Annotated in this window: 21 protein-coding genes and 1 pseudogene; 5 read left to right on the top strand and 17 right to left on the bottom strand. The window is 64.3% G+C overall.

Annotated features, from left to right (window positions below; translation table 11 throughout):
• Positions 1 to 2: 2 nt before the first annotated feature.
• The 14 genes and pseudogenes from CXQ89_RS07165 to CXQ89_RS07230 all read right to left on the bottom strand — a co-directional run bounded on the left by CXQ89_RS07165 (position 3) and on the right by CXQ89_RS07230 (position 14324).
• Entirely contained in the window at positions 3 to 932 is a 930-nt protein-coding gene (locus CXQ89_RS07165; protein ID WP_104160784.1) for an urea transporter, read from the bottom strand.
• 21 nt (positions 933 to 953) lie between these two features.
• Positions 954 to 2120: a HoxN/HupN/NixA family nickel/cobalt transporter gene (locus CXQ89_RS07170; RefSeq protein ID WP_219815571.1), complete on the bottom strand. Its 1167-nt coding sequence runs from the start codon at positions 2118 to 2120 to the stop codon at positions 954 to 956.
• 13 nt (positions 2121 to 2133) lie between these two features.
• A complete protein-coding gene (locus CXQ89_RS07175) occupies positions 2134 to 3012 on the bottom strand; it encodes an urease accessory protein UreD (protein ID WP_219815572.1) in 879 nt (292 codons plus the stop codon).
• A 215-nt stretch (positions 3013 to 3227) separates the two neighbouring features.
• Positions 3228 to 3863 (bottom strand): urease accessory protein UreG, encoded by a 636-nt coding sequence (gene ureG / locus CXQ89_RS07180; protein ID WP_104054658.1) that lies wholly within the window; start codon positions 3861 to 3863, stop codon positions 3228 to 3230.
• Between the two features lie 44 nt (positions 3864 to 3907).
• The gene (locus tag CXQ89_RS07185) at positions 3908 to 4597 is read right to left on the bottom strand and encodes an urease accessory protein UreF (protein WP_104160786.1); all 690 of its coding nucleotides are present in this window, start codon (positions 4595 to 4597) and stop codon (positions 3908 to 3910) included.
• A 9-nt stretch (positions 4598 to 4606) separates the two neighbouring features.
• Positions 4607 to 6331 (bottom strand): urease subunit alpha, encoded by a 1725-nt coding sequence (gene ureC / locus CXQ89_RS07190; protein WP_104160787.1) that lies wholly within the window; start codon positions 6329 to 6331, stop codon positions 4607 to 4609.
• 119 nt (positions 6332 to 6450) lie between these two features.
• Positions 6451 to 6759, bottom strand: a pseudogene (locus CXQ89_RS07195) (urease subunit beta); the annotation flags it as partial.
• A gap of 69 nt (positions 6760 to 6828) precedes the next feature.
• Positions 6829 to 7749, bottom strand: a complete 921-nt coding sequence (locus CXQ89_RS07200) for a cobalamin biosynthesis protein CbiX (RefSeq protein WP_146067206.1) — start codon at positions 7747 to 7749, stop codon at positions 6829 to 6831.
• 1 nt (position 7750) lies between these two features.
• A complete protein-coding gene (locus tag CXQ89_RS07205; RefSeq protein WP_104054653.1) occupies positions 7751 to 8056 on the bottom strand; it encodes an urease subunit gamma in 306 nt (101 codons plus the stop codon).
• Between the two features lie 248 nt (positions 8057 to 8304).
• Positions 8305 to 8733 carry an OsmC family protein gene (locus CXQ89_RS07210; protein WP_104054652.1) on the bottom strand — a complete coding sequence of 143 codons (429 nt, stop codon included), beginning with the start codon at positions 8731 to 8733 and terminating at the stop codon, positions 8305 to 8307.
• 80 nt (positions 8734 to 8813) lie between these two features.
• Positions 8814 to 9161 (bottom strand): hypothetical protein, encoded by a 348-nt coding sequence (locus CXQ89_RS07215; protein WP_104054651.1) that lies wholly within the window; start codon positions 9159 to 9161, stop codon positions 8814 to 8816.
• 142 nt (positions 9162 to 9303) lie between these two features.
• Positions 9304 to 11088, bottom strand: coding sequence for a 2-oxoglutarate dehydrogenase, E2 component, dihydrolipoamide succinyltransferase (gene sucB, locus CXQ89_RS07220; protein WP_104160790.1), 1785 nt, complete (start codon positions 11086 to 11088; stop codon positions 9304 to 9306).
• 119 nt (positions 11089 to 11207) lie between these two features.
• A complete protein-coding gene (lpdA, locus tag CXQ89_RS07225) occupies positions 11208 to 12590 on the bottom strand; it encodes a dihydrolipoyl dehydrogenase (protein ID WP_104160791.1) in 1383 nt (460 codons plus the stop codon).
• Between the two features lie 204 nt (positions 12591 to 12794).
• Positions 12795 to 14324, bottom strand: a complete 1530-nt coding sequence (locus CXQ89_RS07230) for a leucyl aminopeptidase (protein ID WP_104160792.1) — start codon at positions 14322 to 14324, stop codon at positions 12795 to 12797.
• 347 nt (positions 14325 to 14671) lie between these two features.
• On the opposite strand from CXQ89_RS07230, the gene CXQ89_RS07235 reads away from it, so the two are divergent.
• The 4 genes from CXQ89_RS07235 (at position 14672) to CXQ89_RS07250 (ending at position 20374) form a co-directional block, all read left to right on the top strand.
• Positions 14672 to 15733, top strand: coding sequence for a proteasome assembly chaperone family protein (locus CXQ89_RS07235; RefSeq protein ID WP_104160793.1), 1062 nt, complete (start codon positions 14672 to 14674; stop codon positions 15731 to 15733).
• A gap of 15 nt (positions 15734 to 15748) precedes the next feature.
• Complete coding sequence (locus CXQ89_RS07240) at positions 15749 to 17134, top strand: nitrate/nitrite transporter (protein ID WP_104160794.1); 1386 nt, start codon at positions 15749 to 15751, stop codon at positions 17132 to 17134.
• Between the two features lie 116 nt (positions 17135 to 17250).
• Positions 17251 to 18741, top strand: a complete 1491-nt coding sequence (locus tag CXQ89_RS07245) for a DUF4192 domain-containing protein (protein ID WP_104160795.1) — start codon at positions 17251 to 17253, stop codon at positions 18739 to 18741.
• Positions 18742 to 19084: 343 nt separating this feature from the next.
• A complete protein-coding gene (locus tag CXQ89_RS07250) occupies positions 19085 to 20374 on the top strand; it encodes an RNA polymerase sigma factor (protein ID WP_104054644.1) in 1290 nt (429 codons plus the stop codon).
• A gap of 176 nt (positions 20375 to 20550) precedes the next feature.
• Here the strand turns inward: CXQ89_RS07250 and CXQ89_RS07255 are convergent, their stop codons facing one another.
• A complete protein-coding gene (locus CXQ89_RS07255) occupies positions 20551 to 20775 on the bottom strand; it encodes a hypothetical protein (RefSeq protein ID WP_104054643.1) in 225 nt (74 codons plus the stop codon).
• Positions 20776 to 21028: 253 nt separating this feature from the next.
• Between CXQ89_RS07255 and CXQ89_RS07260 the strand changes: the two genes are divergently transcribed.
• The gene (locus CXQ89_RS07260; RefSeq protein WP_104160796.1) at positions 21029 to 23140 is read left to right on the top strand and encodes a type IIA DNA topoisomerase subunit B; all 2112 of its coding nucleotides are present in this window, start codon (positions 21029 to 21031) and stop codon (positions 23138 to 23140) included.
• A 66-nt stretch (positions 23141 to 23206) separates the two neighbouring features.
• Here the strand turns inward: CXQ89_RS07260 and CXQ89_RS07265 are convergent, their stop codons facing one another.
• Entirely contained in the window at positions 23207 to 24175 is a 969-nt protein-coding gene (locus tag CXQ89_RS07265) for a M56 family metallopeptidase (protein WP_104160797.1), read from the bottom strand.
• A 27-nt stretch (positions 24176 to 24202) separates the two neighbouring features.
• Positions 24203 to 24580: a BlaI/MecI/CopY family transcriptional regulator gene (locus CXQ89_RS07270; RefSeq protein WP_104054640.1), complete on the bottom strand. Its 378-nt coding sequence runs from the start codon at positions 24578 to 24580 to the stop codon at positions 24203 to 24205.
• Positions 24581 to 24788 lie beyond the last annotated feature (208 nt).

Below are 24788 nucleotides of genomic sequence, written 5' to 3' on the forward strand. Positions count from 1 at the left end.
GCTTAGGGGCGCTTGGCCGCGGGAATGTAGTAGGCGATCACGAGGAACACCCACGTGGTGAGGATGTACGGCCAGGTATAGGTGGGAGCGTCAAGACGGTGCATCACCACCGTGACCACAGCGGTCACCACGGTCCCGATGATGGCGAGCATCCAGGACACTGAGTTGCTGCGCAGAAAGACCACGGCGAGCGCAATGGCCGTAAGCACGCCGGAGTATCCGGCCAGACCGTTTGCGGTCTCAGTGAGGGACTCGCCCATTGCCAACGCACACAGGCTCCCCACCACGCTTCCCAGCAGTCCTGCCAGGCCAACTTTCCAGCTGGCCAGGAACAGCCCGAGCAGAATGAGGGCGCCGGACCACTCGTTGTTGATGAGCACCACCTCAGAGACATTCGTCAGCAGCGAGCGTGCGAACGCGAGTGCTTCCGAGTCGATGGTGGCCGACGGCGCTGCGCTCACTCGCAGCGCCTGAGTACTGAGCAGTATCCCGGTTGCCACGATGCAGAACGGTGCCGTGGTGGAGGGCAGGGCATAGATCTTCAGCGGTGTCTTCGTGAACAGGGCAACCACCAGCCACGTCACCGGAGCGCAGAGCAAACCGCCGACGAGCGCAATCGGATAGGCGGCCCACTGACCGCCGATGGCCGAATACGTCCCGGCACCAACGAGGGCGCCGCAGAAGCCCTGCATTCCTGTTGTCACCGAGGCGGGATCGGCCTTGAGCAGGCGTCCTCCCACGGTGTTTCCCGCACAGCCGATCAACACGAGAAGTGCCATGCGCCAATCCGCTACGGCGAAGGCAACCAGGATCAGCAGGGCCGTGTAAATGTTGCTCTGGAAGAAAATTTGCGAGAGTCCCTCGCACCAGCCCTTGAGCCAGCCTGTGCCTGAGATAGCCGGGCTCGGTGTGGCTGCTGCTGCGCTGCTCATGTCATGTCCTTGCCCGGGGCGTCATTGCGGCGCTCCTGTTTCTGTTTCCGGCTTCGGCTGTGGGCCTGGAGCGGATCCGCCCCGTGCAGCTGCGTCGCCGCCGGCGCCCGCCCCGCTGTTCGCCAGCGCCCATCGCTGCTCCACATGGCCGAAACGCCAGTAGGCGGTGGAGGTGAACCAGACCAGGATCAGCGTGCCCACGACGATGTAGCCCACATTCTCAAGGTCGATGCTGGCCACCCACCCGGTGAGCGGGTCGCGCAGCTCGAGCTTCTCGTTCAGCAGTCCGACCAGCTCAATGCCGCCGATCATGACGGCAATCACCACCGAGAGTCCGGTGATGGTGAGGTTGTAGTACAGTTTGCGAACCGCATTGACGCTCGCCCAGCCGTAGGCCTTCACCATGACGGCGGAATCCAACGTATCGAACAGGCTCATGCCGGCAGCAAAGATCAGCGGCAGGCAGAGGATGGCGTACCAGGGCAGCCCGGTCGCCGCCCCCGTCCCGGCCAGCACCAGGAGGGCGATCTCGCTGGCAGTGTCGAAGCCGAGCCCGAACAGGAACCCGACAGCGTACATCTTCCCCGGTCTATCGATCGTTTTCAGCATCGGGCGGATGAGGCGGCTGATGAAGCCGCGTCCCTCCAAATGCCGTTCCAGCGCCAGCTCGTCGAGATCGCCGTTGCGCGAAGCCCGCCAGACTTTGAGGATCCCCAGGAACGCGACGGCGTTGATGAGCCCGATCAGCAGCAGAAACACACCGGAAACCAGCGTGCCGAAAACGCCCAGGCCGTTGCGCACCTCATTTCCGTCGTCGCTCAGCCCAACGGCCCAGCTCACCCCCAGCGCCAGCAGCGCTGCCATCAGGAAGACGATGGTGGAGTGGCCCAGAGAGAAGAACAGACCGACCCCTGCGGCCGGCCGGCGCAGGTCCACGAGTTTACGGGTGGTGTTGTCAATCGCCGCGATGTGGTCAGCGTCGAAGGCGTGTCGTACCCCCAGCACATAGGCCACCATGGCAATGCCCACCCCAAAGACGGAGGACCCCAGTTGCAGGTGCAGCGGCTCGACCAGAAAGAAGAACAGGCCGAAACCCGCGATGTGCAGGAGCACCACCGGGATGAACGCGAATACCACCTGTGCCCGGTAGGAGCGCGCCGGCCCCTGCACCTTTGACTGCTTGTCCACCGTCAGACCCCCTCTAGCTCTTTCGGATGATGGGTGCCTGCTGCCCTGTCAACAGTTCGTGCACGGCCGCCGCCGCGGCCGTGTTGGCCGCCGCCACTGCCACGGTGTCATTGCCCACCAGCCGCATCCACACGCCTGCATCTGTGGGCAGCGTGCTCACTCCGAAGATCAGGTCACCCCCGCTGTCGCTGATGGCCCGGTGCAGGGTGTCTGCGAGCAGCGCAGGGGGGACAAGAGGGGTGAAGACATAGAGCATTGCCAGCACATCGTGGTCAGCGAGCACGCCGAGACCCCGCACTCCGGCATCTGCCCCCGGTTCTCCCGTCCCGGGACTGAGCCGCAGGCGGTCCAGGGCAACCAGGCGGCCATCCGGCCGCCGGACCTCGAGATCGGAGGCATACACGTCGTAGGCGTGCCGCTCACCGCGCGCGAGCCGGCCGGCGTACACGGTCTCGCCCAGCAGGAGGGTGGCCGACTCATCGATGACCACCGCCGTCTGCTGGTAAAAGCGTGAGTCAGCGAAGGGCACAACGGGTTCGGGCAGGTATTCCACATACCCGTCCTCTTCGACCGTGATGTTCATGATCGCGGACGCATAGTCGTGCTCCATGCGGTAGACGCGTGTTTGGGTTTGGCTGGTCACATGCGCCGACGTACCGGAACCGAAGCTCAGATCTGTGCGCAGCCGGTCACCGTGCAGAACGCCGCCGCCCGATGACATCAGATAGGTATAGGGCATGTCCGGGCGCAGCTGGTTGAAGTACAGCGGGTGCATGATCTGAAGCGGCGATTTCTGGTAGTGCTGCACCAGCTCGGTGCGCCCGCGGTTGCGGGCAAACCCAAGCTGCAGAACGCCAACTTTGCCCGGGCTGCCCACGGGCAGGGTTGGCACCCCGGCATGCCGCAGCACCTCCTCGGGTACCCTCGCCGGCTCGTAGAACGCCGGCTGGAGGCGATATCCGCCCGGGTATGGTGCCCGAAGCCCGTCCTGACCGGCTTGTTCAGCCGCCCGGCGGGGCAGGGGACTTGCAGGGGTGTGCCCGTCATCACCGCTACGGGCATCCCCGGGGGCTTCAGGCAGGGCTCGGGGTTCCGTTGCTCTGAGCGTCATCCGATGAGCTCGGTTCTGGCACCGTTCCACTGGGTCATGATCTCCCGGTGGAGTTCGTCGACGCCGAACCCGGTAAGCGAGTTGGTCAGCACCACGGGCCTGTCCTCACGCACCCGGTGTGCATCGGACTCCATCACGTTGAGGTCGGTGCGCACGTACTGCGCAATATCGATCTTGTTAATCACCAGGATGTCGCTGTCGGTGATGCCGGGACCGCGCTTGCGCGGCATCTTCTCGCCCTCGGCGGTGTCCAGCACGAACACGAAGACGTCCGCAAGCGCCGGCGAGAAGGTAAGCGTCAGATTGTCCCCGCCCGACTCGTAAATGAGGGTGTCAATGTCAGGGAACCGTTCCAGCATTTCGGCACCGACGGCCAGATTCATGGTGGGGTCATCACGCACCGCCGTATGGGGGCAGGACCCGGTTTCCACGCCAACAACGCGTTCGGGATCAAGGATGCCTGCGAGCTCCCGGCGTACGTGGTGGGCGTCCTCCTGGGTGTAGATGTCGTTCGTGATGACGCCGGGAGTGCGTCCGGCCTCGATCAGCAGCGGCACCAGCGCCTCCGTCAGCGCCGTTTTGCCGCTGCCAACAGGCCCGCCGATCCCGATCCGCAATACGTTCTCGCTCATACGTTCCTCAATTCCTTCAAATCCGTTGTTGTATGTCTGCGTTCTCAGCTGGCAAACAGCCGTGCCTCGGCCCGCTCATGCTGGGCGGACATGACGTCGGCCATGGGCGCGCAGCCGCCAAGGTCCGCGAGGTCGCGTTCAAGGGCGGCCTCCGTTGCCTGTTCAATCACGCCGGCCGTTTCCCGCAGGATGCCCTGCGCGTGCCGGTGATCGGTCAGCCGGAGCCGCAGGGCGGCACCGACAAAGCTCGCACAAAAAGCAAACAGGTCCGATGCCACCGCTTCCCGAGTGGCCACTCCGTTGGCTGCGTACACCACCGCCGTCACCACCGGCTGGCAGCCGGGCGTGCTGCGCAGCCGCACCCGCTCGGCGTAGTCAGCGAGCAGCGGGTGGTCAATCAGCTCCGCGCCAAGATCGATCAGCTGGTGCCCGCTGCGCACGGAAACCGTGCGCAGCTCGGTGTTCAGCTTCGACGCGAACAACCGCTGATCGACCTCCTGGACGAGCTCGACGTCGTCGTTCACCGCAGCGCGGTGCGCTGCGGCGAGCGCCGTTGCGTCCCCTGGTCCGACGGAGTGCAGCAGCAGGTCGGCGAGCAGCGGCTGCACGCCGTCGCGGGACACCAGCCGTGCCTGGCTAAAGGCCTCGAGCCCGTGGGACATCGTGTAGAAGCCGCTGGGAAATGCCGAGTCCGTGAACTGCAGGCTGGTCAGCAACTGTTGTACATCCGACATGTGCGCCCCCTACGCGAGGAAGAACAGCTGGGTCAGCGGCAGGGTCTGCGCCGGTGGAATCGTGGCCAGCGTGCCGTTATAGGTCACGTCGTAGGTCTCAGGGTCAACCTCGATGTGCGGCGTCGCGCTGTTGCGTACCATGTTCTCCTTGCCGAGGCCGCGGCAGCCGTGAACCGGAAGTATCTGGCTCTCCAGCCCGAGCCGCTCGGGAACGCCCTTGTCGATGGCCGCCTTCGACATGAACGTCGCCCGCGTGCTCTGCAGCGTCCTGCCCTGTGCGCCGAACATGGGCCGGTAAAACACCGGCTGCGGTGTTGGCAGCGAGGCGTTCGGGTCGCCCATCAAAGCCCAGTTGATCAGGCCTCCCTTGACGATCAGCTTGGGCTTGGCGCCGAAGGAACCCACAGGCCAGAGCACGATATCGGCCATCTTGCCCGTTTCCAGCGAGCCGATGTAGTCGGACACACCCTGTGTAATGGCCGGGTTGATCGTGATCTTGGCGAGATAGCGCAGTACCCGGAAGTTGTCGTTGTCCGCACTGTCTTCCGGAAGAGTTCCGCGCTGGTCCTTGCAGTGGTGGGCAATCTGGAAGGTTCGCATGAACGACTCTCCGATGCGCCCCATGGCCTGGGAATCGGAGGAAACCATCGAAATGATCCCCTCGTCATGGAAAACCGTCTCGGCCGAGATCGTCTCGGCCCGCACGCGGGAGTCGGCGAAGGCTACGTCTTCGGGGATGTCATGGGAGAGGTGGTGGCAGACCATCACCATGTCCAGCAGCTCGTCAACCGAGTTGGCGGTGTAGGGCAGGGTGGGGTTCGTCGAGGACGGGAGTACGTTGGGGTGGCCGGCCACCTTGATGATGTCCGGTGCGTGCCCGCCGCCGGCACCCTCGGTGTGGAAGGTGTGGATGGTGCGGCCGTCGATGGCATCGAGGGTGTTCTCGACATAACCGGCCTCGTTGAGGCTGTCAGTGTGCACCGAAATCTGCACGTCGTAGGCGTCGGCGACGGAGAGCGCGTTGCTGAGGGCGGCGGGTGTGGAACCGTAGTCCTCATGCACCTTGAGTCCGCATGCCCCGCCCTGGACCTGTTCGATCAGGGCCTCGGGCAGTGATCCGTTGCCCTTGCCGAGGAAACCCATGTTCACCGGCATCGCCTCGGCTGATTCCAGCAGCCGGGCCAGGTTCCACACACCAGGGGTGGTTGTGACGCCGTTGGTGCCGTCGGTTGGTCCCGTTCCGCCGCCAAAGAGGGTGGTGATGCCGTTGGAGAGGGCGGCCAGCGCCTGTTCCGGCGAGATGTAGTGCACGTGCGAGTCGATGCCGCCGGCGGTGGCGATGAGGTGCTCCCCGGCCAGCAATTCGGTGCCCGGGCCAACCACAAGGCGCGGATCCACTCCGTTCATGGTGTGCGGGTTGCCCGATTTGCCGATCCCGGCGATCTTTCCGTCGCGCACACCGATGTCGCCCTTAACAACGCCGAGCACCGGATCCAGGATGATGGCGTTGGTGATGACCAGGTCAAGCACGCCCTCCGCGTCAGTCGCCGCCGGGTCCGCTGCCATGCCGTCACGGGCGGTTTTTCCGCCGCCGTAGACCACCTCGTCGCCGTAGTGGCCTTCGTTGTAGTCCTTCTCAATCTCGATCACCAGATTGGTGTCGGCCAAGTGGACCCGGTCGCCAACGGTGGGACCAAAGAGGTCCGTATATTGCTTGCGCGAGATGATAGCCATTACTTTTTCCCCTTCGATGCGTCGCCGGTAGCGTTGGCACTGGGTGTGGCGCTCGGTTTGCCGTTTTTGAATTCGAGTTCTTCCATTCGTGCCATCGCCCGGATCTTCGTTGCCGCCGAGTCGAGCCCGCCGTCCACGAGGTTGTTGAAGCCAACCACCCGCCGGGTTCCGGCGTACGCGGTGAGCGTCACTTCACGGGTGTCACCGGCCTCCAGCCGGATGCCGGTCCCCGCGGGCACGTCCAAATGCATGCCGTAGGCAAGTTCCCGTTCGAACAGAAGTGCCTTGTTGGCCTCGAAGAAGTGGAAGTGCGAGCCGATTTGTATCGCCCGGTCGCCGGTGTTGCTCACCAGCAGCGTGACGCTTCGCCTGCCGGCGTTAATCTCGATGTCTTCGTCTTTGTGGTGATAGGTGGGGCTGCCCAGCATGGTGTTTCCTTCCCTAGCGGTGCGGAGCGGGGTCGCTGCGCACGGCGGTTCGGTGTAGGAGGGATCCGATCAATTCGAACGGATGGGGATGGGATGGTTGTGCGTGTGAGAGTCGGCCGCGCCGTGGTGATGCGTGTGGGAGTGACCGTTGGCCTCCTCAAAAGCGTGCGAGTGGGCGTAACCGTGACCGTGATCTGCCGCCAGGCCTGCCTCGATGCCGGTGCGGCCGTGGCTTAGATTGTGCAGCGCATCGCGGATCCGCTCGCGGATAACACGCAGCACCGCCTGCTCGCTCAGCAGTGCACCGTAGAACTCGGCATCGGTGAAACCACCCTCGCCGAACGGCACGGCTTCCCCGCGCACGCTCGCCACCCGCCTAAAACCTGCGGGGACGACGACGGTCTGCGCGCTGCCGAGCAGCCGCAGCCGGTTCAGTGCCGTCAGCAGTCCGCTTGCGTCGTCGACGGTCGCCGTCTCCACCGGGTTGCCCGCGCCGTGTGTGCGCACCAGATGTGCGATGCGGTGGAGCTCGGCGTCATCGAAGGGGTTGGCAGCATCCGCAAAGATCAGGACGGCCGCCTCCGGTGCACGCCGGCGCACCTCGGTGGCGGCAGCCCGAAGCCACGCCGTGAGATGGTCGCCGGTGCCAAAGGCGTCGGCCAGAACCATTGGGACGGGGGAGGATGCCCCAGCGGTATCGCTGGAACTTCCCTGCACGCCGAGCCAGCTAAGCGTCTTCGCGGTATCGGCAACCAAGGTCGGATTGCGGCCGAAGGTCATGGGCAGCACGACGATCGGTGCCGGCTCTGCGCCGGACCCACTCCGACCTCGCCCGCGCAGGTGCGTGAGCGTGTTGTGCAACGGCCGGCCGGCCGGGGTGATGAGAGCACCGGGAACCAACTCCGCCGCGAAGGAGAGATCCGTTCCGTTGTTACTCTCGTGTCCTCCGACCAGCACCACGGCCGCTTGGGACTCGAGGGGCTGAGTCAATTCATACCCCGATGGGATCGTGGCAGGAGACGAGCTTGCTGCCGTCCACGAACGTTGCCTCAACCTGCAGGAGCGGCAGCCGCTGACGCACGCCGTCCATGCACTGGCTTTCTGAGACGATGGTCTTGCCGAGCTCCATCACCTCGGCAACGGTCCGGCCGTCGCGGGCACCTTCCAGAATCGCCTCGCAAATGAGAGCGGTGGCTTCGCTGACATTCAGTTTGGTTCCGCGCTCGCGCCGCTTACGGGCCAAATCGGCCACCTGGTATATGTACAGCTTGTCTATTTCTTTTGGAGTGAGGTCCATTGCTTCACCTTTTGCCGCAGTTGCGATCACTTTGTTTGTGCTCGGCACACCGGCCGAGCTCGCGTAAGGGAGACGCTACGCGCAGCAATTGGCAGCCAACACCCTCATGTCCGGAACTGGGGTGGTACGGTGCAGAGAAATCCCGGCGTTCATTTTGCACGTCGCACAGGCACAAAAAACCCGTGTTCCCCTTGACTTTCCAAGGGGAACACGGGTCGTTTGTGGACCGGTGCCAAGCCGGTCCGGGCTTAGGACTCCAGCGTGGCGTCCAGCGAGATCTTGATGCCGGCAAGTGCCTGTGACACGGGGCAGCCGCTCTTCGCGGCCTCCGCGATGTCCGTGAATTCCTCGGCGGTCAGGCCGGGGACCACAGCGGTGACCTTCAGGCGGCTTTCGGTGATGCCGGTGCCGGGAACAAAAGTCACGTCTGCCGAGGTCTCGATGCGTTCGGCGGTCTTGCCGGCTTCGGCCAGTCCATTGCTGAAGGCCATGGAGAAGCAGGCGGAGTGGGCAGCTGCAATCAACTCTTCGGGGCTGGTCTTGCCGTTGGCTTCCTCGGCACGCGCCTTCCACGTGACGTCGTAGGTGCCCAGGCCGGAGCTGTCGAGGGTGACATCTCCTTTGCCGTTGAAGAGGTCGCCGTTCCAGACGGTGTGGGCTGAGCGGACTGTAGCCATGGGAGCTCCTTAAAAGCGGATGGGGCGAAGGCCGGCAGGCGCCGGCGCTTCACCCCATACTATTCAGTGACGTACAGCTGTTACCACATGGTGGCGACGGCGATGTTGACCACCGTCAGGATGCCGACGCCGTTGGCGAGAACCTTGCTGACAGGCTCGCCCTTCTTGTACTTGCGCTGGCCGATGAAGGCCATGACGGCAATGACGAGCGCCAGTGTGAGCTTGACGGCAATCTTGATGTGGTTGACGTCGTAGTCGTCCATCTCAGCCAGGCCCACCAGGAGAAGGCCGGTCACCAGCTGCAGGAGTGCGCCGTGGAACTGCCCGGGCATCACGGTGGGGTTCTTGATCTTGGCAAACCAGAGGCCGACGATGATGGCCGCGCCGAGGATGTGCAGGAATACGAGAAAGCTCTGTAGGAAGTCCATATCTCCAGCTTACGGACACCCTGTCAGCATTTTCGAACTAAGCGGACTGAACTGCGGTAACTATTCGACAACATGTAGAAAAGGGCGCCTCCCTCACGGGAAGCGCCCTTTCAATGGCAGCTCAACGGCAGCGAGCTAAGGACTAGAGTCCCAGGTCTGCCTCGAAGTTGCCTTCTTCAAGCCGTGCCTTGAGCGTCTGCAGGAAGCGTCCTGCGTCGGCGCCGTCCACCAGGCGGTGGTCGTAGGACAGGGACAGGTACATCATGGAGCGGATGGCGATGGTGTCATTGCCCTCGGCGTCCGTCAGGACGACGGGACGCTTGACGATGGCGCCGGTGCCCAGGATGCCCACCTGCGGCTGGTTGATGATCGGGGTGTCGAACAGGGCACCCACGGAACCGATGTTGGTGATGGTGAAGGTTCCGCCGGACAGCTCATCCGGTCCGATCTTTCCGGCCTTGGTGCGCGCACCGACGTCGCCGATGCGCTTGGCCAGGCCGGCAATGTTCAGGTCGCCGGCATCCGCGATCACGGGGACCAGCAGGCCCTTTTCGGTGTCCACGGCAATCGCGAGGTGCTCGGAGTCGTGGTACGTGATCTGCTGGGCGTCCGAGTCGTAGGACGCGTTCAGCTTCGGGTGCTGCTTCAGTGCCTCGGTGACGGCCTTGGCAATGAAGGGCAGGAAGGTGAGCTTGGCGCCGTTCTGCTCCAGGAAGGAGTTCTTGGCCGAGGCACGCAGCTTGGCGATGCGCGTCATGTCCACTTCCTGGACCTGGGTCAGCTGGGCCGAGACCTGCAGGGATTCGACCATGCGGCGGGCGATCGTCTGGCGGATCCGCGGTGCCTTGACCGCGGTGCCGCGCAGCTTGGCGCTTTCGTCGCTGATCTTTGCCGGTGCAGCCTTGTCCGAGGACGAGGCTGCTGCGGGAGCAGCCGCGGGGGCCGGTGCGGAGTCCGCAGCCTTCTTGGCTTCGGCGGCTTCCAGGACATCCTGCTTGCGGATGCGGCCGGCTACGCCGGAGCCCTTGACCGTGGAGAGATCCACGCCGTGCTGGTTGGCAAGCTTGCGCACCAGCGGAGTGACGTAGGTACCCTCGGAATCAGCGGCAGCGGGAGCTTCCTGCTTGGGAGCCTCCTGCTTCGGAGTTTCGGCCTTGGGCTCAGGCTTCTTCTCCTCCTGCTTCGGAGCTTCCTGCTTGGGGGCTTCCTTCTTCTCCGGTTCGACGGCCGGAGCTTCGCGCTCGTCCTTCGATGCTGCTGCTACCGGCTCGGCTGCCTTGGGCTCGGCCTTGGCCGGAGCGGCGGAACCGGAACCGATGACGGCGAGGACAGCGCCAACCTCGGCGGTGTCATCCTCGTTCACCCGGATTTCCAGCAGCTTGCCGGCAACGGGGGAGGGGATCTCGGTGTCAACCTTGTCGGTGGAAACTTCCAGCAGCGGCTCGTCCATTTCGACGTCGTCGCCCACGGCCTTCAGCCAGCGGGTGACGGTGCCTTCGGTAACGGACTCGCCCAGGGCGGGGAGGGTTACTTCGGTGCCTTCGCCGTTGCCGGAATCGGCGGAAGCGGAGTCGGAAGACTCGGCGGGAGCTTCCTCTGCCGGGGCCTCTTCGGCAGCGGGAGCCTCTTCGGCTGCGGGTGCTTCTTCAGCGGCGCTGCCGCCGTCGTTCTTTGAATCAGCTGAACCGGAGCCGTCGCCGATGCGCACGAGCGCCTCGCCAACTTCAGCGGTTTCGTCTTCGGCCACGAGGATTTCCTCGATGACGCCGGCCACGGGGGACGGGATTTCGGTGTCGACCTTGTCGGTGGACACTTCCAGCAGCGGCTCGTCTACCGCGACGGTGTCGCCGACGGCCTTGAGCCAGCGGGTGACGGTGCCTTCGGTGACGCTTTCACCAAGGGCGGGTAAGTTCACGGTTTCAGACATATTGTCCCCGTTTCTCCTTATTAGATCTTTTGAACCAGCCGTACCGCTGGTGCTGGTGGTGGAAAGCCTAGTGCACCCGGGTTTTGAGGACCCGGGTGCACCGGGCGGTAATTCTTTGCTTAGCCGTGCAGGGGCTTGCCGGCGAGGGCCATGGCGGCCTCGCCGAGGGCTTCGTTCTGCGTGGGGTGGGCGTGCAGCAGGCTCGCCAGGTCTTCCGGGTAGGCCTCCCAGTTCACGATCAGCTGTGCTTCACCGATCTGCTCGCCGATGCGGCCGCCGATCATGTGGACACCCACAATGGGGCCGTTCTTTTCGCGGACCATCTTGATCAGGCCGGAGGAACCCAGGATGGAGGTCTTGCCGTTGCCGGCAAGGTTGTATTCCTGGACCTGGACGTTGTCATCACCGAGCTTGGCCTTGGCGGCCTTTTCGGTCAGGCCGACCGACGCGATTTCCGGCTCGCAGTAGGTCACCTTGGGGATGTTGACGTCTTCAACGATGACGGGCTTAAGGCCGGCGATTTCCTCTGCCACAAAGATGCCCTGCTGGAAGCCGCGGTGGGCCAGCTGCAGGCCGGGAACAATGTCGCCGACGGCGTAAACGTTGCCGACGCCGGTGTGCAGGCGCTCGTTGGTGATGACGAAGCCGCGGTCCATGGTGAGGCCCGCTTCCTCGTAGCCCAGGTTGGCGGTGACCGGTCCGCGGCCCACGGCCACCAGCATCAGGTCCGCTTCGTAGGTCTTGCCGTCAGCCAGGGTGACGACCACGCCGTCGTCGTTCTGCTTCACGTTGTCGAAGAAGATGCCGGTGCTGAACTTGATGCCGCGCTTCTTGTAGGCGCGTTCCAGCTGCTTGATGATCGCTGCGTCTTCGTTGGGGACCAGCGACGGGAGGCCTTCGATGATGGTGACGTCCACGCCGAAGGAGTTCCAGACCGAGGCGAACTCGACGCCGATGACGCCGCCGCCGAGGATGATCGCGCTCTTGGGCACGGTGTCCATCTTCAGCGCCTGGTCGGAGGTGATGACCTTGCCGCCGATTTCCAGTCCCGGCAGTGAACGGGAGTAGGAGCCGGTGGCCAGGATGATGTTGGCGCCGGTGTAGATCTCGCCGTTGACCTCAATGGTCTTTTCGCTGGTGAGCTTGCCTTCACCCTCGATGACCGTGATGCCCTTGGACTTGATCAGGCCCTGAAGGCCGCGGAACTTGCCCGCAATGATGTTGTCCTTGTAGGAGTTCACAGCCGTCATGTCGATCGAATCGAAGGTGGCGTTGATGCCGTACTTCGATGCGGTCTTGGCGTTTTCGGCGATCTCGGCCGAGTGCAGCAGGGCCTTGGTGGGGATGCAGCCGTTGTGCAGGCAGGTGCCGCCCAGCTTTCCCTTTTCGATGAGTCCTACAGAGAAACCCAGCTCCACGGAGCGAAGGGCGGCGGCGTAGCCACCGCTTCCTCCTCCGAGGATCAGGATGTCGAATTCTTGCGCAGTTGCCTTTTCGGCCACTTGGACGCTCCCTCGCGTAATCGGTGACGCACATGGGCGCGTCGTTTTAGTGATTTGGGCGGTTGTGATCGTCTCTCACACTATCCCGCCGGCTGGGCTGCATCCACTCAGTGAAGTCCCGCCGGCGGGAAGTGTAAGGAGAAACACCACGCCGATTGCTTATTCCCGGTGGCTCCCGAAGAAGTCCGGTGCTATATGCCTGTCTTAGACGGAGCGGGCGACGACGTCTTCCGCGTAGGCCACCAGCGTGCGGACCGCGACGCCGGTGCCCTCCTTGGGCGTGTAGCCGTAGGGGGAACCCTCGTTGAACGCCGGTCCGGCGATGTCCAGATGGGCCCACGGGATCTTGACGCCGTCGACTTCGCCGACGAACTCGCGCAGGAACGATGCAGCTGTCATCATGCCGCCGAAACGCTCGCCGTGGTTGGCGATATCCGCGACCTGGGAGTCCAGAGAGGCACGCAGTTCTTCGGGAATGGGCATCGGCCAGAACAGCTCTCCGGCGCGGTCCGCGGCGGCCTTGACGGCGTCGCGCACTCCTTCCTCGCCCATGACGGCCGAGACGCGGTTGCCCAGGGCGATCATCTGCGCACCGGTGAGGGTGGCAACGTCGATCAGCACGTCGGGGGCTTCTTCCGATGCAGCCACGAGGCCGTCGGCCATGACCAGGCGGCCCTCGGCGTCCGTGTTCAGCACTTCCACGGTGCGTCCGCCGTAGGTGGTCATGACGTCGCCCGGACGCTGTGCGGTGCCCGAGGGCATGTTCTCGGCAAGGCACAGCCACGCGGTGACCTTGACGGGCAGGCCCAGCTCGGCGATGGCCAGCAGGGCGTTCAGAACGACGGCGGCTCCGCCCATGTCGCACTTCATGGTCTGCATTCCGGCGGAGGGCTTCAGGGAGAGGCCGCCCGAATCAAAGGTGATGCCCTTGCCCACCAGGGCCAGCTTGGCTTTGGCCCGCAGGGGTGCATACTCGACCTTGACCATCCGCGGCGGCCGGGAGGATCCCTTGCCCACGCCCATAAGGCCGCCGAAACCGTCACGCTCCAGCTTCTTTTCGTCCATCACGGTGATCTTGACCTTGGCGGAGAGCGGCTTGGCCAGGTCCTTCGCCGCAGCTGCGAACGTCTCGGGGTACAGGTGGCTTGGGGGCTGGTTGACCAGGGTCCGGGTGGCGTTGACGGCACGGGCCAGAATGCGGGCACGTTCCAGGGCCGGTTTCAGTGCCTTGTCCTCGGCGGCGGGCGTGACAACAATGATGTTGCTGACCGGCTCCTTGATCTTTGCCTTATCAGTGCGGTGTTCGCTGTAACCATAGGCGCCGAAGAGGGCGCCCTCTGCGACGGCGGCGGCGTCCGCCACCGTGGCGGCCGGCAGGGCCAGTGCAACGGATTCGGTGCCGGCCAGCTGGCGCACTGCGGATCCGGCCGCACGGCGCAGGGCTTCGGAGCTCAGGGGATCTCCGGCGCTGACCTTGCCTACGCCGGCAAGAACGAGCGTCTGGGCTTCGAGTTCCGGCAGCCCGGGAAGGCGGTGGATCTCATCGGATGCACCGGTGACTCCCAGCAGCGGCAGCGATGCCGCGAGTGCGGAGGCGGCCTTGGAGCTCAGCGGGCTGTCGATCAAAACGGGGCCGCCCGGAGTCTGGCCGATACCCACGACGAGGGCCTGGGCGGGCACCTTCTGCACGTCCTTGGAAGTCACCGTTAGATTTGGCTCGTTCGTTTTCACCACGAAGTTACATCCTTACGTTCACAAAATGTTGGTTGGTGCCGCGTTTTGGGGCGCGGCCCGCGTCCTGCCGGTGCGGTTCCTTGTTACCGATCGTAGTCTCTTGGCTGCGGCGCGTGTTTGTCCGGCGGCGCGGCGGGCAAACACGCGCCGGGCAGCGGGTGGGCGGACCCCGCGCAGGCGGCGCCTGTGAGCGGGCGGGGTCCGGGAATGAAATGCGGGGACGGGGACGTTTACGCTTGAGAAGACAGCGCATCCGCGCTGACCCGCGTTACGGGTTTCACCCGCGGCGGGAAGATCTCCACATTTGTCGAAAGTCCAACGCGCATGGAAGCACAGAAGGGGAAGACATGCTTGATCCGCTGACCCTGTTCAATCTGAATCCGGAGGTGGCCGACGACGCCGCCCTGCACGGATTGCAGCTTCTCGTGGGCTTTACCGGTTTTGCCGAGGCAGGCCACGTGGTTTCCCAGATCCGCGACGAGCTGCTGGAAAACCTTGAGCACGACGTGGTGGCATCCTTCGATTCGGATCAGCTCATCGACTACCGGGCCCGCCGGCCCCAGATCTCGTTCGTGGAAGATCATCTGGCCGACTACGAACCTCCCCAGCTGAACCTGTACCGGATGTATGACGGCCTTGGAGAACCTTTCCTGTTTCTGACCGGTTTCGAACCGGACGTGCAGTGGGAACGTTTTGCCGCCGCAGTGGTGCACCTGGCCAGGACCTTCGATGTGGAAATGATGAGCTGGATCCATTCGATTCCCATGCCGGTGCCTCACACCCGCCCCGTTGGCGTGACCGTCCACGGCAACCGCCCGGATCTCATGGCCGGCATCAGCGCGTGGCGTCCCCAGGCGCAGATACAGGCCGCGGTGGGACACGTTCTGGAGCTGCGCCTCACGCAGGCGGGGTTCGACGTCGTCGGCCATGCCATGCACGTGCCGCACTATCTGGCGGAGGCGGAGTTCCCTCCGGCCGCCGTGGCCGGCTTGGAATACCTGGGCGCCGCTGCATCCCTGGTGCTTCCCACGGACAGGCTCCGTGAAGCCGGACGTGACGTGGAACGCCAAATCGCCCAGCAGGTGGAGGCGTCTGCAGAGGTCAAGGGTGTCGTGGCTACCCTTGAGAAGCGGTATGACGAGTACGCGGAGAGCACTGTGCGCCGTTCCCTGCTCGTGAAGGACAATGATGAGTTGGCGGACGCCGAGGAACTTGGTGCCGCCGTCGAGGCCTATTTGGCGAGCCCGCAGGCGGAAGAGGAGTCCGAAGCGCTGCGGCCTGAGACTACAGCCGATACAACGGAGGACGCAGAAACTGGTGGGAATGCTGATGCTTCCGGGCAAGCTGGGAATTCCGAACAGGCAGACACCTCCGGACCCTTCGATCAGGGGACGGGCCCCAAGAATTAGCCTGGCGGTGCGCAAATGAATTCAACGCGCGCCTGGTTCGTCTGGGGTATCAGTGTCCTGGCCTATCTGGCCGCGGTCACGCAGCGCACCACTTTCGGCGTTGCCGGCCTGGAAGCCACCGCCCGGTTCGAGGCCACGGCATCCATCCTGTCCGTCTTTACGGTGGTGCAGCTGCTGGTGTACGCCGCGCTGCAGATTCCGGTGGGCGTGCTGGTGGACCGGTTCGGTCCCCGTCTCCTGATAGCGGCGGGAGCGGCCCTCATGGTAGCCGGACAGCTGCAGCTGGCCGCGGCGGATTCCGTCGGGGCGGGTATTCTCGGCCGTTCTTTGGTGGGGGCCGGTGATGCGCTGACCTTCATTAGTGTGCTGCGCCTGCTGCCGGCCTGGTTCAGCGGCCGTTCCATTCCGGTCCTGACCCAGTGGACCGGCATCATCGGACAGCTGGGACAAATCGCCAGTGCCGTCCCCTTCGCCTTTGTCCTGCACCGGTTCGGGTGGAGCACGGCGTTTGTGTCGGCTGCTTCCCTGTCCGTGCTGATCCTGGTCCTCACCCTGGTCTTTGTCCGCAACCGGCCTGCCGGGGTGCCGCGTCCGGTGCTTCTTCCGCTGCGCCAGAGCGCCACATCGCTGGCTGAGGCGTGGCGGCAGCCCGGCACCCGGCTGGGAATGTGGACGCACTTCACCATCCAGTTCCCCGGCACAGTTTTCATCCTGATGTGGGGATTCCCCTATCTGGTCAGCGCAGAGGGACTGGAATCGTCCTGGGCGTCTGCGCTGATGACGCTCTTCGTGGTGGTGGCGATCATCTGCGGACCCTGGCTGGGTTCCTGGGTGGGCCGCCATCCGCTCCGCCGTTCCACCATGGTCCTCCTCATTGCCGCTGCCATGGCCAGTGCCTGGCTGGCCGTGCTGCTCTATCCGGGTCCGGCACCGATGTGGCTGCTGGCGCTGCTGGTGGCGGTCCTGGCCATCGGCGGACCGGGCTCGATGATCGGGTTCGACTTTGCCCGTACCTACAACCCCGGCCACCGGCTGGGAACGGCCACAGGCATCGTCAACGTGGGCGGGTTCATTGCCTCCCTGATTTCCATGTACCTCATAGGAGTGGTGCTGGACATCCTGAATGCCCGCGGCTTCAGCGGGGGAGACCTGTATGCCCTGGAGTCCTTCCGCATTGCGCTGGCAGTCCAGCTGCTGGTGATGGCCGTGGGGGTGGTCGGAATTCTCCGCACCCGGGCACGCGTGCGTGCACGGATGGCCGACGACGGACTCAAGCTGCCTTCGCTGCGGCAGGCCATCGCCCGTGAGCGTCAGCGGAAACAATCCGAGCGCGGGGTACGGCAGGCTGTCCGGCAGGAACAGGGGGCGTCCGGGTCCCGGGAGGGTACGGACGCCGGCTGACCGGAGCCGCACGGCTGTTCCTCCACCGCAGGGAAAACGGCGTCCGGCACTCGCATTCGTCCACAACGCAGGCCCCTTCGTTCCCTGTCCGGCGTCCGAACAGGGAACCTCGGACCATGACGAACTCACGCAGCCGGCGGCCCAGGGATCCGTTTCCCGTCAGCGGACCGGCGGACATCCTGGCCTACATTCCGCACAGCCTCGGTTTTACTCCGAAGGAATCGCTGGTCCTCATGACCGTGGACTCCTCCAGATTAGGTGCAACACTGCGTCTGGACCTGCCGGCTTCAGCACTGGATTACTCGGAGTTTGCGGCCAAGGTCAGTGGCATTCTCCGCTCTGATGTGTGCGCAAACGGCGTGCTGATGGCCCTTTATACGGACCGGGCATGGAAACGGCCGGATACTCCTCCCTACCGAAGGCTCATCCATCAGCTCAGCCGGTGCCTTACCGGCAACGGGCTGCCCATCCGGGACGGGTGGGTAATCTCCTCCACTGCCTGGCGGGAGTATTTCTGTTCAGACAGCGGCTGTTGTCCCTGGCCGGGCCGCCCGCTGCAGGACATCACCAACAGCACGCTGAGTGCGGAAATGGTGTACCGCGGCAGCGCCTACGCGCCAACACTGGAGCAGGCCGTGGCCCTGGATCTTCCCGAACCCTGGGGCGAGCCCGGTGCGGTTGCTGCCGTACACCGTGCCGCTTACGGGCGCAGGCTGGCGGGACACTGGTGCGGATCTTCGCAGTTCGCAGGAACCCTGGATGTCTGGGAGACGGTGATTGCTGGTGCGGAGGCGGCGGCGGGGCAGGCGGGGCTGACAGGCGAGGGTAATCCGGCGGGGCCCGAAACCGCCCGGGGCCGGTACCAGGGAGGTTCCGGTGAGCCGGTCTGTGGTGAACCCGCACCCTCTGGTGAACCCGCACGGGGATTTGCGCTGCTGCGGACGGACCCGGAGACCGCAGGCTTCCTCCTGGCCAGCCTGCGTGCCCGGCCGGTGCGGGACACTCTCCTGGTGATGGCGGCTCTGGGGAAAGACCAGGCACTTGCAGGGGCCGAAGCCTGCCGCCTCCTTTCGGTGGATGGCGCTCGCCCCTTATTGCCGCCGTGCCCGGACGCGGCTGCGCAGACGGATGGCCGGGACACGGCAGGCGCCGGGGCATCCCGCCGTGGATCCGGACAGGCACCCGGCAGAGGGGAGAGAGTCATTGCGGGGTCATCCTATGAGCTGCCCCGCAAGCGCCCCCAAGACGCGGGACGAGACTACCGTGATGTGCTGGTGGGCCAATATCCACAGTCACCGCGGTGGGGTGCCATGGACGCGGCATTCGCTGTTTTTGCTGAACTCCTGGCGGCCGATGCCGCGGACGGCGAAGAGGATAGGGAAGCTTCTTCAGCCCTGTTGAGTTTGATGGGCTGGATCGAATGGGCCCGGGGGAGGGGGTCCAGGGCGCAGGTGCTCCTGACCCGTTGTTTGGAATCGAATCCCGGTTACCGGCTCGCGGAGCTGCTCGAAGAACTGTTGGCCACCGGCGTATTCCCGGTATGGGCGACAAACCAGGGGACGGCTTGGAAGGCAGCGGAGCGCTCTCCGGGTGCTGCCCGGAGATAAGGCGGGGCGTTGGTTATTGGCTGTGCTCCGGCAGCAAGGCTCACCCGATAGCTGGGGGAGCCCCTGCGCCGTGCAGCCGTGCAGCCGGGCAAAGGGGCCGGTCATGCTGTCGGCAGCAGGAAAACATGAGACAATGGGAACCGAGACCCGGTCGGGTTCGTGTATCAAGTGTCGCTTCTTGTTCCCAAGGACTGTTGTACAGGGAACAGAAACCACGGCAGATGTGTTCTTCATGAGAGCACCGCTGTTGTGGGATCGCTTGAAAACAAGCACGGACTTGACAGGGTCATAGTGGTGTTGCCCCCAATGGCGATTCCACAGCCCGCCGTATGAAAGGTTTTCTGTGTCGCCGAGAAAGACAACTGCAGTCGAAGAGACTGACACTGCAAGCAAGCGCACTGCCGTAGACGAAGCCCAGGCTCCGATAGATGCCGCCGCCGGCGATAAGACCGCGGTAAAGACCGTCCGCAAGGCCGCAGCGCGCAAGCCAGCTGCTGCCAAGTCAGCTACCGCTGCAGCCGGCCGCAAGACCCCCGCCAAATCAGCCAAGGCCGCAAAGGCCGCCGCCGCAGCGGAAGAGGAAGAGTCGCACAGCGACGCCGATCCCGCTGAGCCGGAGACTGATGCTGCAGACGCTCCGGAAGCAGCGCCTACAGGCTCGGGCTTTGTCTACTCGGATGCCGACGATGATGACGCCCCTGCCCAGCAGGTTGTCTCCGCCGGCGCAACAGCGGATCCGGTCAAGGACTACCTGAAGCAGATCGGCAAGGTTGCCCTGCTGAATGCTGAGCAGGAAGTGGATCTCGCCCTTCGCATCGAAGCCGGCCTCTTCGCTGAAGAGAAGCTCGCAGCGGATCCCAACATGGACCCCAAGCTCAAGCGGGAGCTTGAGTTCATCGTTCACGACGGCAAGCGTGCCAAGAACCACCTGCTGGAAGCCAACCTCCGCCTCGTGGTGTCCCTGGCCAAGCGTTACACCGGCCGCGGCATGCTGTTCCTGGACCTCATCCAGGAAGGCAACCTGGGCCTGATCCGTGCGGTTGAGAAGTTCGACTACACCAAGGGCTTCAAGTTCTCCACCTACGCAACGTGGTGGATCCGCCAGGCGATTACCCGCGCGATGGCCGACCAGGCCCGCACCATTCGCATCCCGGTGCACATGGTCGAGGTCATCAACAAGTTGGCCCGCGTGCAGCGCCAGATGCTTCAGGACCTGGGCCGCGAGCCCGCGCCGGAAGAACTGGCCCTCGAGCTGGACATGACCCCTGAAAAGGTTGTGGAAGTGCAGAAGTACGGCCGCGAGCCGATCTCCCTGCACACACCGCTCGGTGAAGACGGCGACTCCGAATTCGGCGACCTCATTGAGGACTCCGAGGCTGTGGTTCCGGCTGATGCCGTGAGCTTCACCCTGCTGCAGGAGCAGCTGCACTCGGTGCTGGACACTCTCTCCGAGCGTGAAGCCGGCGTGGTGGCGATGCGCTTCGGTCTGACCGACGGCCAGCCCAAGACACTGGACGAGATTGGAAAGGTTTACGGGGTTACCCGTGAGCGGATCCGCCAGATCGAGTCCAAGACCATGTCGAAGCTGCGCCACCCGTCCCGTTCCCAGGTTCTGCGCGACTACCTGGACTAATCAAGCCAAATACCAGAACGCCCCCGATCCGCCGAAGCGGGCCGGGGGCGTTCTGCATTTAGCCTGAATCTGCCGGTACCGGATGCACTCATGGAAAAGGCTCCTCCCGCCGGGCGGGAGGAGCCTTCCAAGCTGTACGCGCTGCCGGGGTTTGCTGGCTGCGTCTGAAGTGCGGTCTAGTCTGCGGGGACTGCTTCTGCCTTCTTCATCAGGCGGGACGTTTCATCCTGCCATTCCGAGGTCAGGGGGCGAAGGTTTGCCTCCACCGCCCGAGCATGGTGTCCGCAGAAGAGCAGCTCCCCACCCGAGGATTCAAGTACCGCACGTACGTACGCCTGCGCGCCGCAGCGGTCGCAGCGGTCCAGCGTATTCAGTTCACGAGTAGCTACTGCTGCTGTCATGAAAGCCTCCTTGGGGGTGTTGATACTTCATATAACCATCTTTACGCGCCGGTTCTTCGCGCATTGGCGGGTCTTTCGCTCTGCGCGTACCAATCTCATGTCCTCTTGTGAGGAAATTCACCGATGCTGAGTCGCTGGCGGACAGTGTCACCGGCGGGCCTTAACCTTGGTAGTAGCCCGGTTTAATCCGGGTACGCAGCTGGATCGGCGATCTGCCGGCCAACGGTTTCAAAGCCTGAGGAGTTTCAAACACGTGGCGCCCCCGAACACTGAGTACAACGCCCGCCACCTTTCCGTCCTGGAAGGGCTCGAAGCTGTGCGGAAGCGTCCCGGCATGTACATCGGGTCCACCGATTCCCGCGGGCTCATGCACTGTCTCTGGGAGATCATCGACAACTCCGTGGACGAGGCCCTGGCCGGCTACGGCCAGAGCATCAAGGTCATCCTGCACCCGGACGGCTCCGTGGAGATCCATGATGACGGCCGAGGCATCCCGGTGGACATCGAGCCCAAGACCGGCCTGTCCGGTGTGGAAGTGGTCTTCACGAAGCTTCATGCCGGAGGCAAGTTCGGCGGCGGTTCCTACGCCGCCTCCGGAGGCCTGCACGGTGTCGGCGCTTCGGTGGTCAACGCCTTGTCCGCCCGTCTGGACGTGCAGGTGGACCGCGCCGGCAAGGTTTACCAGATGAACTTCCGGCGCGGCGAGCCCGGCCATTTTGCTGACACCGGCAAGTCTCCGAGCCCCGATGCCAAGTTCTCTCCCTTCCTGGAGAGTTCGAAACTTGAGGTGGTGGGCAAGGCCAAGCGCGGCGTGACCGGAACCCGGATCCGCTATTGGGCGGACCGCCAGATCTTCACCCCGGACGCCAAATTCTCCTACACGGAACTGCAGGCCCGGGCCCGCCAGACGTCTTTCCTGGTTCCCGGACTGAGGATTACCCTGCGCGACGAGCGCCGCCTGCCCGGAACCCCCGGGGAGGCCGGCCCGGTGGAGGAAGTCTTCCAGCACGACGGCGGCATCACGGAGTTTGTGGAATACCTCGCAGCGGACGCACCGGTCACCGACATCTGGCGCCTGCAGGGCAGCGGCAAGTTCAAGGAATCAGTTCCCGTGCTGGATGATTCCGGGCACAGCAAAATCGCCGAGGTGGAGCGGGAATGCGAGGTCGACATCGCGCTGCGCTGGGGCATCGGCTACGAAACGAATATCCGCAGCTTCGTGAACATCATTGCTACGCCCAAGGGTGGAACTCACCAGGCCGGGTTTGAGCAGGCCCTGCTGAAGACCTTCCGCAAGGTCATCGAGGCCAACGCCCGCAAGCTCAAGGCCGGCAATGACAAGATCGAGAAGGATGATGTCTTCGCCGGGCTGACGGCCGTCCTGACGGTGCGGCTTGCCGAGCCGCAGTTCGAAGGACAGACCAAGGAAATCCTTGGCACGTCTGCGGTCCGCGCCATCGTCGCCAAGGTGGTGGACAAGGAAATTACGGCGCGGCTGAATTCCAGCGCCCGGCAGGACAAGGCACAGTCGGCCCTGCTGCTGGAAAAGGTCGTTTCGGAGATGAAATCCCGCATCTCCGCCCGCGTGCACAAGGAAACCCAGCGCCGGAAGAACGCCCTGGAAACCTCCTCCATGCCGGCGAAGCTGGCGGATTGCCGGATTGATGACAGTGAGCGTTCGGAACTGTTCATTGTCGAAGGTGACAGCGCGCTGGGCACGGCCAAACTTGCCCGGTCTTCGGACTATCAGGCGCTGCTGCCAATCCGCGGCAAGATCCTGAACGTGCAGAAGGCCTCCGTTGCGGACATGCTGTCCAACGCCGAGTGCGCGGCCCTGATCCAGGTGGTGGGGGCAGGATCCGGACGGAGTTTCCAGCTGGACGCCGCACGTTACGGCAAGGTCATTTTCATGACCGACGCCGACGTCGACGGGGCACACATCCGCACCCTGCTGCTGACCCTGTTCTTCCGCTATATGCGGCCTCTGGTCGAGGCCGGCCGCGTATACGCCGCCGTTCCGCCGCTGCACCGCGTGGAGGTCATCAACCACGGGTCCAAGGCCAACGAGATGATCTACACCTACTCGGAAAAGGAGCTGCACCAGCTGCTGGCCAAGCTGCAGAAGGAAGGCAGGAACTACAAGGAGCCCATCCAGCGGTACAAGGGTCTGGGTGAGATGGATGCTGACCAGCTGGCGGAAACCACCATGGATCCGCGGCACCGGACACTCCGCCGCGTGCGCATCGACCAGGCAGCCGACGCCGAGCGCGCGTTTGAGCTGCTGATGGGCAGTGAGGTGGCTCCGCGCAAGGACTTCATCATTGCGGGAGCGGCCATGCTGGACCGCGACCGCATCGACGCATAAGCGCCGTCGGCTCCCCGGGGCGGGCTGCGGAACCAGCCTGCCCCGGCGCAGAGCCCGGGCTGCCGCCTAGACGACGCCCGGCGCCACCAGCAGCGTGGTGGGAACGGCAAGCAGCAGGCCGGACAGAATGAGCACCGCGGCCCGCTGCCAGGCCGGCAGCGGCGGCAGGGGCGTCAGCAACCTGCTCAGCCGGTGAACCGTGCCGATTTTCTCCGGCTCGTCGGGGCTGCCCAGCAGCGGCGTGCCCCGAATCTCGGCAACGGCCAGGTTTTCTGCAGGCGCCGCGCCGCCGGTTCCCACAATCGCCACGGCCCGAATCAATGTCCCCGGCTGCACCGTGCGCAATGCTTCGTCATCAGCCAGCATCTCGATGAGCTCGTTGACGGACTGTTGGGCCAACTGGGAGGTAGGCAGCCACGGCAGGGCGGCGCGCCAGGCGGCAAACGCCCACAGCAGCAAATGGTGGTGCTGGGCGAGATGGGCTTTCTCGTGGATAAGGACGGCGGAGAGCTCATCATCCGAGAGCATCTCGAGAAGCCCGTCCGAAAGGACAGTGACCGAACGTGCGCCCCCCGGAAGGCAGTACGCCACCGGTACGGGGTGGTTGATCACCAGGGTGGCCGGACGGGTGTCTGAAGGGGAACTCAGCAGGGACAGCATGTCCCGGTGCCTGCGCCGGCCGCGGCGGATCCGGTAATAGGTCAGCAGGAGGGTGAAGATCAGGTGGGCACTGAGCAACACTGCGGCACTGAGAGCAAAGACATGCACCAGGCCCAGCGTGGTGGCTGGCTCGCGGTGCACCAGGATGCCCCAGAGGCTGCGCAGCGCGTCAATCAGGTTGTTGCCGAGGGGCTCAAGGCCCCAGGTCAGCATGGCGCCGATCATCGACAGGCCGCCGGCCAGAGCGATGGCCTGCCACAGCACCATCGCAGTGAACGGGGACCGGGCCGGCCATTTGGCGCGCGAAAGGGCAATAGGAACAGGCCACGCCAGCACGAGGGCAAGCGCGGCCAACAGATACGAGGCCCAAAACATCGCGGCGGAGGAGTAGCCGCTACCCGGTCAGACGCCGCCGAGCAGGCGGCGGAGGGTTTCGGCCTCGGTTGCCGAGACGGAGCCGACAAAGCGGGCCAGCACGGCCTCGCGGTCATTTACTGAACCAAGGACTTCATGCATCAGCTCAGCTGTATGTTCGGCCTTGGACGTGATGGCGCGGTACCGGTGCGGGCGGATGTTGCGCTCACGCTCCACCAGTCCCTTTTTTTCCAGCCGGGAGAGGACCGTGAGGATGGTGGTGACCGCAAGGCCCCTGCCGTCTCCGGTGCCCGCAGCAGGGTTGGCCTGAGCCAGCAGTTCACGCAGTTCGTTTGCCGTGGCGGCCTCCGGTGACTCCCAGAGGAGGTCCATTGTTGCCCGTTCCAACTCACCGAGGGTAGCCATCTGTGTTCCTGTCCTTCAGCATTAATAGTCTCGAACCTCCGCCGGAGCCTGTTCACTCCGGTCAATACCCCGCAGGGAAGACGTCCGGTTCTCCAATCTACAGGTTTTTTGTGATCGGTTCTACATCGCGTAGAAATCTTTTTCGAACTCATCTACGATCAGAAACAGCATGATCTTCTACGCTCTGTAGAAATCTGGTTCGACTGAA

The sequence above is a fragment of the Arthrobacter sp. ZGTC212 genome, assembly GCF_002929255.1.
GTDB lineage: Bacteria > Actinomycetota > Actinomycetes > Actinomycetales > Micrococcaceae > Arthrobacter_B > Arthrobacter_B sunyaminii.